This is a genomic window from Pseudobacter sp., from assembly GCF_051955275.1.
Lineage (GTDB): Bacteria > Bacteroidota > Bacteroidia > Chitinophagales > Chitinophagaceae > Pseudobacter.
The window spans coordinates 1-10,797 of sequence record NZ_JBQCGW010000166.1 but is presented as its reverse complement, the minus strand read 5'-3'; the positions used below and the strand labels follow the sequence as shown (position 1 = coordinate 10,797).

Below are 10,797 nucleotides of genomic sequence, written 5' to 3'. Positions count from 1 at the left end.
TTGATACTCTCAGGAACCGTGGTGTGTACTGGCTTCATAAATCCAATTGGGTGATTGGTAGAATATTAGCAGAATAACCATTCAAAATGTCCATTTTTCTCCAAATTAAGCTAAAATATAACTAATAGAAACCCGATTCTGCTAATATCCGGTGATTACTGGTGAATCCAGTTCTGGTTTTCAGCAATCAGAGGGATTAGTTTTACTAACCTAAAACGATCATCCGGTGGATCATTTTCCGGATGCAAATTGCTTGTCATGCTTACAGAAAAAGTCATTTTACTTACAGGTGGCGCCGATGGTATCGGATGGGAATGCGCCCAGGCCTATGCAAAGGCAGGAGCATATGTATGTATACTGGATAACAATCCCGCCGGGCAGGAGAAGCTCAGCCATCTGGCAAGCGGCAATCATTTTTTTTGCAAAACAGATATTACACAGGAGGCGGATGTGGAAGCAGCTGTTGCAGCAATTATTGAACGGTATGGTAAACTGGATGCTGTTCATAATAATGCTGGAACTGCTAATCCCTCGCTGCCGTTACATAAAACATCAGCTGCGCAATGGCAGCAGGTCTTCAACCTGAATGTAAAGAGTATTTACCTCACCACGCGCTTTGCTCTTCCTCACCTGGAACATTCAAGAGGATCCATCCTCAGCACCAGTTCGCTGGTTGCGCAGATCGGACAGGAAAATCATGCGGCTTACGTGGCTACCAAGGGCGCAGTGAACGCCCTTACAAAAGCCATGGCACTGGATTATGCGCCCATGGGCATCAGGGTGAATGCTGTTGCTCCTGCGGCCGTGAACACACCCATGCTGCGCCAATGGGGTCTCGATCAGCCCAACAGCGAGAGCATCTTTCAATACCTCGATCAGTTGCATCCACTGGGCAAACTGCCCGATGGAGACGTGATTGCAGACGCCTGCGTATTCCTGCTCAGTGATGCCGCAAGATTCATCACCGGATGCATACTGCCAGTCAGTGGGGGAGCAGAACTGGGTTATCGCAGATGAATTCAAACAGATTCTAATCTTCTATATGATCAAATCACATTCTACGCGGGATTGCCGCTACACACTTCAGCATGGTGCAGGCAGCGATGCCATCCACCAAAACCCGCAATACGCCTATGCCGTTTGTATGCTTAAAGACGATAGCGGGATCTCCGGGACCGGCTTCGCTTTCACACTCGGAGAAGGGAATGCGCTGGTCTGCGCTGCCATTGAATTCTACGCAGAACAACTGGTTGGTAAAGACATCGAAGAGATCATGTTGGATTTCGGCGCCATTCAGAACAAACTGGCCAATGCGCAACAATTCCGCTGGCTGGGCCCTCAGAAAGGTGTGGTGCACCTGGCGCTCGCAGCCGTTACCAATGCATGCTTCGATCTCTGGGCTAAAAAGAAACAGGTTCCGTTATGGAAATTGCTGATCGATCTCACACCTGATGAAGTGGTTGCACTACTTGATTTTTCATACGTGGAAGATGTGCTTGATAAAAGTTCCGCCAAACAAATTCTTACCAATGCACTGGCAACAAAACAGTCCAGGCACAAGATCCTTGACTCCGGTTATACTGCTTACGATACATCAGTGGGTTGGTTCCATTACTCCGACGAAGACATTGTACTGAACTGCCGGAAGGCCATCGATGCAGGTTTCCGCGCCATGAAACTGAAAGTGGGCAGTGCCGAAGAAGACCGGGATATCAGGCGCGCCATGCTGGTGCGTGCAACAGCTGGCAACGATATCACCATCATGCTGGATGCCAATCAGCAATGGCGCCTCGACCAGGCCATCAGGATCTGTAACCGCCTCAAAAACATGAACCCTTACTGGATCGAAGAACCCACGCACCCCGACGATATCCTGGCACACCTCACGCTCGCCAAAGAGATCGCTCCCATGAAACTGGCGCTGGGTGAACATGTTCCCAACAGCATCCTTTTCAAGAATTATCTTCAGACAGGATCTGCAGGTTTCATACAGGTGGATGCCACCCGCGTGGCAGGTGTAAGTGAATTCCTGCTCGTCAGCCTCATGAGCAAAAAATTTGAGGTACCTGTTGTGCCGCATGTTGGAGATATGGGACAACTTCATCAGCATTTGGTGCTCTTCAATCATATTTCTGCAGACCTGCCTGCATTGTTCCTGGAGCATATCCCCCACCTTAAACAATATTTCACTCAACCGGTTGACATTGCAGGCGGTGTTTACAAAACACCGCAGGAGGCCGGCAGCAGTTGTGATTTAAAATAGTTCCCTTGATCCAGACTCCCGATATCATCATCACCATCGGCTATGTACTTGCCATTGTCACGATAGGACTTTGGGGCAGCCGCTCAGGCAAAAAAACCGTCTCCTCCGAAACCTATTTCCTCGCCGGCAAAACCCTGCGATGGCCCTGGATCGGACTGGCATTGTTTGCTACCAATATCTCCTGCCTGCACCTGGTAAGTCTTGCCCAGAGCGGCTTTGATTCAGGATTACTGAATGGCAATTTTGAATGGATGGCCGTGCTGGTACTGATCCTGCTCGCTCTGTTTTTCGTTCCGTTTTATATCCGTTCAGGAGTGGTCACGCTGCCTGATTTTCTGGAGAAGCGGTATAACCGGGCCTGCAGGGACTGGCTCTCACTGATCTCCATACTTTCCGCCATCGTGATCCATATCGCTTTCTCCTTTTTAGCTGGAGGTATCGTACTGGAAACACTGTTCGGAGTGAACATGTACGTGAGCATCATTCTCATCACAGTGCTGACGGGTTTGTATACCATCATTGGCGGATTGAAATCCGTGATCGTCACAGAATCCATTCAGAGTATTGTACTGATTGCAGGAGCTGTTATCATCACATTTTTTGCATGGAACAAAGCTGGAGGCTGGGATGGTATGGTGCACGCACTCGAGCAAACAAACGCTTCTGATAAATTATCCATGGTACGTCCGGTTGGAGATCCGTCCGGATTATCCTGGCTGGCTGTATTGGTTGGTTATCCTTTTCTCGGGATCTGGTACTGGTGCGCCGATCAGACCATCGTGCAACGTGTGCTGGGCGCCAAAGATGAGAACCATGCAAAAGCAGGTGTGCTCTTCTGCGGCTTCATCAAAATATTACCAGTCTTCATTTTCATTCTTCCAGGTCTGTTTGCCTATGCCCTGTATCATAACAATATGATTGACCTGAGCAGCCTGCCACGCACGGTTGTGAATGGAGAAGAGGTGTTGAATACGAAAGGAATTTACACACTCATGATCATTCAGTTGCTGCCTTCGGGACTGGTAGGGATACTGGTTGCAGCTTTGTTATCGGGCCTCATGAGTCAGATCGCCGGTGCATTGAATGCTATTGCCACATTGAGCAGTTACGATCTGTACAAGCGATTCAAACCCGCCGCCACAGATAAACAGCTTGTAAGTGTGGGAAGATGGTCTGCTGTAATTGCACTCGCTATTTCCCTGTTGCTGCTGCCGCTGATCAATCAGTATGAGAGCCTGTTCACCGGCATCAATGATATCATTGCACATATCGCCCCTCCTATCACCTGTATCTTCCTGCTTGGCATTTTCTGGAAGCGGGCATCAGCGAAAGCTGCGCAGTATACGTTGTGGATCGGCTCTGCATTGGGAGTGGTTGCATTTACTGTCAACAAGATCCAACCGGATACATTCACGGGAAAGATCCCCTTCATGATGATGACCTTTTATCTGTTTGTTATCTGCATGATCTTACAGATACTTCTCTCTTATGTTTTTCCTGTTCAGCATACTGAAGAAAGTAAAAAACTATACTGGAATTCAATCTGGGAACCGCTACAGATCAAGGGATGGAAAGGTATCGGGAATTACAAAGTAATCACTGGTGTGCTTTTTCTCACTATGGTTGTATTATATTGGTGCTTCCGGTAGAAATACAGCTTTATAACATTCCTGCATTACCTTCGTATAATATGAAAGCAGGAATTTTCTTGACCGCCACTTCTCTCCTGGATGATACGTTTTTTGAAAAGACCGTATTGTTCATTACCGAATACAATGAAAAAGGAGCCATGGGCTATGTGGTGAATGTTCAGTTTGAGCATCGCTTCAACGACCTGGAAGAATTCAAACACAGCGCGCCTTTCCCCATGTATGATGGCGGGCCGGTTGACAGGGAGCATCTCTTCTTCATACACCAGCGCCCTGACCTGATCAGCGGCGGTGAACACGTTACTGGCAATATCCACGTGGGTGGGGATTTCCAGGAAGCCGTACGAATGATGAACAATAAAACGCTTACTGAAAAAGACATCAAGCTGTTTATCGGGTATTGCGGCTGGGACTTCGAAGACCTGGAGACTGAGATTGCGGAAGGCAGCTGGACCGTTTCCGCAGATGGAGAAGTCTTTTAATCTCGTCAGTTTACAGTGATCTTATTTTCGTTTACCGGTTTCCACACCGGTATAAACGAAGCCATCTTCCTTTAATTCATAGACCAGATTTTTGGCAGTGACCGCTCCCTTTTCACTAACAACCGGGATATAGAGTAGTTTATTTTTTTCATCATAAGTGATCAGCTCCAGCGGACGCTCAGGTCTGTCTACCACACTGAAAAAATCAAAGTTCACATCTATCCTGCTCAATTTTCTGGAGCCTGCAGCAAAAATCTTTACCGTATCAACCAACTGATCCCCATCAATAGTAAATGCGGCTACAGATTGAGATACATCTTTGGATGAATAAACGCCGTTAAGAATAGCAAGATGATATTCTTTTCCTCCTGCTGTAACCGTGTAGATCTTTGAGCAAAAGAAACCAGGACCCGTTTCTTCATTCATCACCCTGCGCGCATGAATTCTATCGCGTCCCTCCCACTGGTAAATACCGTCAAAATAGCTCATGCTGCCACCTGTATGTGTATTCCAGCTATAGATCCTGAATGTATTGCCCGCACCTGTTTCAACATATACTTCGCTGCTATCCCGTAATTGCTTAAAAGGATACAGCAAAGTGGCCGGGCTGTTGTCAACAAGTTTATAAAAGCTGTCATTGAATTTTGATGAATAAAATCCGGTACTGTCCCGCTGTTCCATGGCCACCCGCAATACTTCACTGCGCAAATGAATCAACTTTTTTTCTTCCAGGGAAAGGTCGGTGACCGGTGCTGCTGCATCTGGCACTTTCTTCTCTGTTGGCACAACCGGAGGTGATGCGGGTGAATGACATCCGATTGCAAGTATTGCCATCCAGCTTATGAGCATTGAATATTTCATGACATGAATGTATTAATGGACTTAGTTTTTACCGGTAAGGATCAGTGCATTGGTGAATGACTTAAAATCGAAACCGATCAACCAATCTATCTTCCACTGCCCGTTAACTTTTCCGGCACGCACAGCATAAGCGTTTCCTTCGGGGATATTCCAGTTGAATGATGCTTTTCTTCCATCTGTACGGAGATCCGAGATGGTCATACGACTGTAGTAATTGTCTGTAGGGAAATCCTGACAATTACACCAAAGATCCGCATCCAGGTTGAAAGGGGGAAGCTCTCCATCATTCCAGACCGCAGAGCCATTACGAAGTGAAGTATCCATATAATGAACAATACGCTGATAGTTACCGGTAAATTCTTCACTGAAATAATGGGAAGCAACCAGCTTTTCCAGGTAGCTGGAATTCTCCTGTTTGTCCATGCTGGTATAGGTTGAGTCAGATGGGTCGGCTTTGGCAGGGATAAGATAGCCGCCGGTATTAAAACTACTGTCCTTCCAGGCATAGGCCTGACGAATTAGTTGTGTGAGCGCAATGCTGTCGTCCTTCTTGTTATCAGCAATGGTAAAATTACTGCCTGCAGTTGAAACAGCATCTGAAGAACTGCGTGCTGCCTCTGCTGTTTTGTTTTCTTTACAGGAAGTAAAAATGCAAATAAGCAGAACAGCGAAGATATTACCTGTAAAATATTTCATGAGTATACCAATAGCTTTAGTTCACCAAGATACAGCGGCACATTGACATCCAGAACCGATTTTTCTGAAACGTAGAATCAGGATACTGAGCAGCTTTTTACCAGCCGCCACCTCCTCCACCGCCACCACCGCCGCCGGAGGATCCGCCACCTGAAGATCCACTGCTCCAGCTTGAACTGCCGGATGATCCGCCCGAATAGCCACCGGAGGACGAGGACGAAGGTGGAGGGCTGCTCGCCTCGTTCACTTTAGATACGAGCCTTTGACTGAAAGTACTGCCGATATAGGCATAGCTGAAACCACCGCCGGCATACCATTCAGGAGAATAGTCCAGGGCCTCCAGCCTGTCTTTGAATTTTCTTCCCCATTCATTCTCCACATCCAGCGCAATGGCATAAGGCAGCAAACGCTCAAACAATTCAGGAGTATGTTCCGGTGGAGTTAAGATATTCAGGCGTTCCTCTTCGGCTATAACCAGGTAAAGAATAAAGCCTTCTATCTCGGACGAAAGTATCGCGCCATCTGCGGTAGGCGCCTTTATCAATTTAACAAAAAAAAGGTAAATGATAAGTACAGCCAGTACAAATATCACAGATACGGCAGGCAACTCCCCCATCATTCCATAAAACATGAACATGGGCACTAACATGAATACGCCACCGAATGCGATCAGGAAAATGCCCAGACAGCCCTGTTCTTTCACAGTGCGGATACCGGAAAAAAACACCGCTGCACCGATTGCGATGAAAGGGATCAGGAACAACAATACCAGCAGGGAAGCCCAGTTGATAAAGAGCAGGTACACTGCCAGTACAGCCATGGTCACCAACCCGCCGATGATCAGTTGCCGGTTGTTCTTCAGAAAATATTCCTTCAGGTTCACCTGCATTTTGATAGAATCTTCAAATGCTGTTTTGGCGCTGCGTACTTTGTCCCTGTTGGATTCGTCCAGCAGGATGCCTTCACGGGTATAGAGTAATTTATTGAACAGCTCCTTTTCTTCGGATGTGAGTTTGCTGCTGTCGCGCCTGGTACGTTCGAGAAAATTTCCATTACGGATGACAATGGCATTCTTTACGGCCATGTTCACCAAAGCAGAAGCGATGGATTTTCCATCATTTTTCTTTTTATGCAAATACCGGAGCACTGCGGGAGAATATCCCCGTGGCGGATCAAAGCGGGCCACCACTACAGGTTTTTCAGGATCCTTTCCGTACTTGCGCCAGCTGAAGTACAGGTAAGGTAGCAGTATGCCCAGTCCTAGTATGGCCAGCAGATACTCTTTGTATGCATCGAACCATTCCAGGAATTTCTCCCAGGGCCCCGGAGGTGGGGGCCGCTGGATGATGCCTGGTGTAAAACCGGCAGCAATGGTAAAACCTTCCCCGGGTTTCAATAAATGGTCAGTAACAAAAAGCATTTGTTGCTGGCCGTTAGATTGAATTTCGCATCCGGCAGCAGTTGATCCTGCCGGACCTGTGTAGCAGGCTGTTTGCTTAACGTCGGCGCCACCGGGAAGGTGAATGGTGGCGGAAGCTTTTACAATGGGTAGCTGCCAGTCATTTCCGGTAACGTTCCAGTACAGTTCATCGTATCCATCGAAGAAACCGATATGCCCTTTCGATTGATATGTGATAATGTATTCATATACCCCTGGCTCCAGGATCACATTGGCATCACCGATACGTATGTTGATGCTTCGACCCTGTTCTTCCACTTTATAAGTTGCAGGCGCGCCGTCTTTCAACACTTCCAGCACTTCTATATCGATGCGTTGATCACGGCCGGATTTATTGGGACGGTATAAAGGGATATCACGGAATATCCCACGTTTGATCTGATCGCCATTAGCATAAACTTTGATATGCTCCGCAACCCGCACCAGTCCGGAAGTTTCGATGGTGATATCCGAATGGAAATTGATGATGCCTTCTGAATAGTAATCGGGTAATGCTTGTTCCATTTCCTGGGCAGTAAGGCCTGATGCCATACATAACAGGAAGGAGAAAAGCAGACAGAAACGTGTTATCATGAAAAAGAAACGTTAGGTCTTTCGCGATGTGCTGTATTCTCCATTTCAAGGAATACACTGGTTTTGAATCCGAACATGCCAGCAATGATATTGGCAGGAAAGCTTTCCACCAGGTTATTGTTCTCGCGCACCACACCGTTATAAAAGCGGCGGGCTGACTCAAGATTATGTTCGATACTGGTCAGTTCGGTTTGCAGCTCCATGAAGTTAGCATTGGCCTTGAGGTCGGGATAATTTTCAGCTACAGCAAACAGCGAACCAAGAGCACGGCTGAGACCAGCTGCCGCTTCGGCCTTCTGTTCCGGCGTGGTGGCATTCACGGAAGCTGTCCGGTAGCTGGTTACACTTTCAAGTGTTTCTTTTTCGTGACGGGCATAACCTTTTACTGTTTCCACCAGGTTGGGAATAAGGTCATATCGTTTTTTCAGGCTGATATCAATCCCGCTCCAGGCTTCCTTCACGCTATTGCGGCGCGCAACCAGCCTGTTGTACAGCGATATCACCCATAGCAGCAGTATGGCTGCAACCGCGATAATTATGATGGTAGTAATATTCATGTAATTTTCATTGAATAGGTAACGATGCGGAAATTAAACCGTTTTTTCGGAATTCTGAAAAATGCCGGCCGTGTTTTGTATCAAAACCGGACAGTTTTGGTTCCTGTCCGGGAGCAGTGATGAATAATTGAAGAAATAGATACCCCGGGTGTTAGAATTATTGAACTATTTACGTTTTATTGTAAGTAAATGAATCCCGCAGCAATGCTCTGGCTGCGTTATAAGACCTGCTTCAATCACCATGAAACAAAACATATGAAATTCTTATTCCCATCCGCTTTATTATTCATTCTTCTAATTTCATCTGACTCTGCAAGTGCGCAAACCAGCCAGGTAAAAATGGACTCGCTTGCAACAAACCTGGGCGAAACTTTCATGAAGGATAAACAGGCAGTCGGGCTTTCAATTGGTGTTTACAATAATGGAAATATTTCCTTTTACAATTTCGGGAGCACGGAAAAAGGCAAATCGCTGAAACCAACGCAAAACACGGTTTACGAAATCGGCTCTGTCACAAAAGCCTTTGTGAGCCTGATCCTGGCAAATGCTGTTCTGGAAAAGAAAATCCATCTTTCAGACGATATCAAAAAATACCTTGATGGCAGTTATCCCAATTTAGAATACAACAAACGTCCGGTAACGGTAGAGCATCTCGCAAATTCCACATCAGGAATTCCAAACTGGCTGCCTGCAACGCCTCAGGAAATATTGAATGCGCCGGAAGACTCGACTGCATTTTTACGGGACAGAATTTATGGAGCGTATACGAACAAAGACTTTTTCGATGCTTTGCATAAAGTTGAACTGGATACCATTCCGGGTTTCAAGTCCAGGCATTCAAATGCTGCAGCACAATTGTTAGCCTGCATTCTGGAAAAAGTATATGGCACATCCATAGACAAGCTGGTAAAAAAGTATGTATCAGGTCCAAACAAAATGAACAACACTTCTTTCCTGGCATCTACATCAAACAATAAATCTTTAGCGGTTGGCTACAATGAGAAGGGAATTCAAATGCCCTATTTTACTGCATCTTCCATGAAGGGTGTTGGCGGATTGAATTCAACAACTGCCGACCTTGTAAACTTCATCCGGTTGCAGCTCAACAAAAACAACAAAGCAGTTGCTTTAACGCACAAACAATCTTTCAATGCCGGTTATTACAGCATCGGACTGACCTGGCTCAGGTACAAACACGCCAACGGCAATCACCAGGTCTGGACTGATGGCGGCACCTATGGATTTGTCAGTTACATTGTATTCTATCCGGAAATCAACAGCGGGGTGGTGGTATTGTCAAACGAATCTGATGACACAGCGCCAGGAAAACTGGGCAATATTGCTTACCAGTTATTTGATCTGATGCAGAAGAAATAAGACTTTCAGAACACGTGTTGTGATTTAAAACAAGACAGCCGCGAAATGCGATTCTGAAGGTTGTTGCTCATCCGGTTTGGTACCTGGTGAATACGGTCCTTTTGTAAGGATTGCCTCCCATGGGCAGGCCTGGCATAAAATTTATGCAAGTAACAAAAACAATATTTTATGGCAGATAATCCCAATAAAAAGAAGGCGGATGCCAAACGTGTAAGCCATCAACCGCACGAGCAGGCCTATCAAAAACGAAAGGCTGCCAAAAAGAAAACAGCGAAGAAGAAATAACTGCAGACAAGCCATCTCCTTCACGAGATGGCTTTTTGCACTAAGCTGGAAACAGAAAAACAATTAAACAGGGTTCGTTTTGCAATGAGGCGTTATCCTTTCTTCATTACAAATCGTCTTTCTTTTATCAAATACTGTTATGAAAAGCTTACTATTAACTTTTGTTATCTATATAATCCTGGCTACATCCGTTCAGGCGCAGTCCGCGACAGCTCAGCTGGATCTGAAACTTAATCAATCTATATTCAAGCCCGGCGATTCATTACGGGTGAAAGTCACGTACAAAGCCGATACCGTTCGGAAAAACCAATCCCTGGCCACCGTTGAACTGATCATCGAAAACGAGAACGGAGTCCGCACCCGCCTGCGTTGGCCAATGATCGATGGACATGCTTCCGGCACCCTCTTCCTGCCAGATTCCCTGCTCCCTGGCAGGTACACTTTACTTGCGGGTTTGCAGCAACGCTTTTTTGAAGTGATCGGCCAGGTAAAAGACGCCAGAAACATCGGTACCCTGCAAGCAATGCTGCTGACAAAAACCGGTGAATGGGTGGAGCAAGAGGTAAGCGTATCTGCCGATGGTACGTTTGCGATT

Annotated in this window: 10 protein-coding genes; 6 read left to right on the top strand and 4 right to left on the bottom strand. The window is 46.5% G+C overall.

Translation table 11 applies throughout. From position 1 onward, the window contains the following. The first annotated feature begins 258 nt into the window (after positions 1-258). From ACTHMC_RS14060 to ACTHMC_RS14045, 4 genes are read left to right on the top strand one after another with little or no spacing between them, the layout of a single operon-like run. Positions 259-1,017, top strand: coding sequence for an SDR family NAD(P)-dependent oxidoreductase (locus ACTHMC_RS14060; protein WP_440413906.1), 759 nt, complete (start codon positions 259-261; stop codon positions 1,015-1,017). Between the two features lie 25 nt (positions 1,018-1,042). Then, entirely contained in the window at positions 1,043-2,263 is a 1,221-nt protein-coding gene (locus ACTHMC_RS14055) for an enolase C-terminal domain-like protein (protein WP_440413904.1), read from the top strand. Positions 2,264-2,268: 5 nt separating this feature from the next. Then, on the top strand, positions 2,269-3,912 hold the full coding sequence (locus tag ACTHMC_RS14050) for a sodium:solute symporter (protein ID WP_440413902.1): 1,644 nt from the start codon (positions 2,269-2,271) through the stop codon (positions 3,910-3,912). Between the two features lie 41 nt (positions 3,913-3,953). After that, positions 3,954-4,394: a YqgE/AlgH family protein gene (locus ACTHMC_RS14045; RefSeq protein WP_440413901.1), complete on the top strand. Its 441-nt coding sequence runs from the start codon at positions 3,954-3,956 to the stop codon at positions 4,392-4,394. Between the two features lie 21 nt (positions 4,395-4,415). Here the strand turns inward: ACTHMC_RS14045 and ACTHMC_RS14040 are convergent, their stop codons facing one another. The 4 genes from ACTHMC_RS14040 to ACTHMC_RS14025 form a co-directional block, all read right to left on the bottom strand. Further along, on the bottom strand, positions 4,416-5,255 hold the full coding sequence (locus ACTHMC_RS14040; protein ID WP_440413899.1) for a hypothetical protein: 840 nt from the start codon (positions 5,253-5,255) through the stop codon (positions 4,416-4,418). Between the two features lie 21 nt (positions 5,256-5,276). Next, complete coding sequence (locus tag ACTHMC_RS14035; RefSeq protein ID WP_440413898.1) at positions 5,277-5,951, bottom strand: hypothetical protein; 675 nt, start codon at positions 5,949-5,951, stop codon at positions 5,277-5,279. 97 nt (positions 5,952-6,048) lie between these two features. Continuing rightward, a complete protein-coding gene (locus ACTHMC_RS14030; protein ID WP_440413896.1) occupies positions 6,049-7,983 on the bottom strand; it encodes a DUF2207 domain-containing protein in 1,935 nt (644 codons plus the stop codon). Then, entirely contained in the window at positions 7,980-8,540 is a 561-nt protein-coding gene (locus tag ACTHMC_RS14025) for a LemA family protein (protein ID WP_440413895.1), read from the bottom strand. Before ACTHMC_RS14025 ends, ACTHMC_RS14030 begins: the two co-directional genes overlap by 4 nt. Before the next feature lie 255 nt (positions 8,541-8,795). On the opposite strand from ACTHMC_RS14025, the gene ACTHMC_RS14020 reads away from it, so the two are divergent. Both ACTHMC_RS14020 and ACTHMC_RS14015 read left to right on the top strand, forming a co-directional pair. Next, a complete protein-coding gene (locus ACTHMC_RS14020; protein ID WP_440413893.1) occupies positions 8,796-9,917 on the top strand; it encodes a serine hydrolase domain-containing protein in 1,122 nt (373 codons plus the stop codon). Positions 9,918-10,341: 424 nt separating this feature from the next. Next, positions 10,342-10,797 (top strand): hypothetical protein (locus ACTHMC_RS14015; protein ID WP_440413891.1); only part of this gene is annotated, 456 nt, incomplete at its 3' end.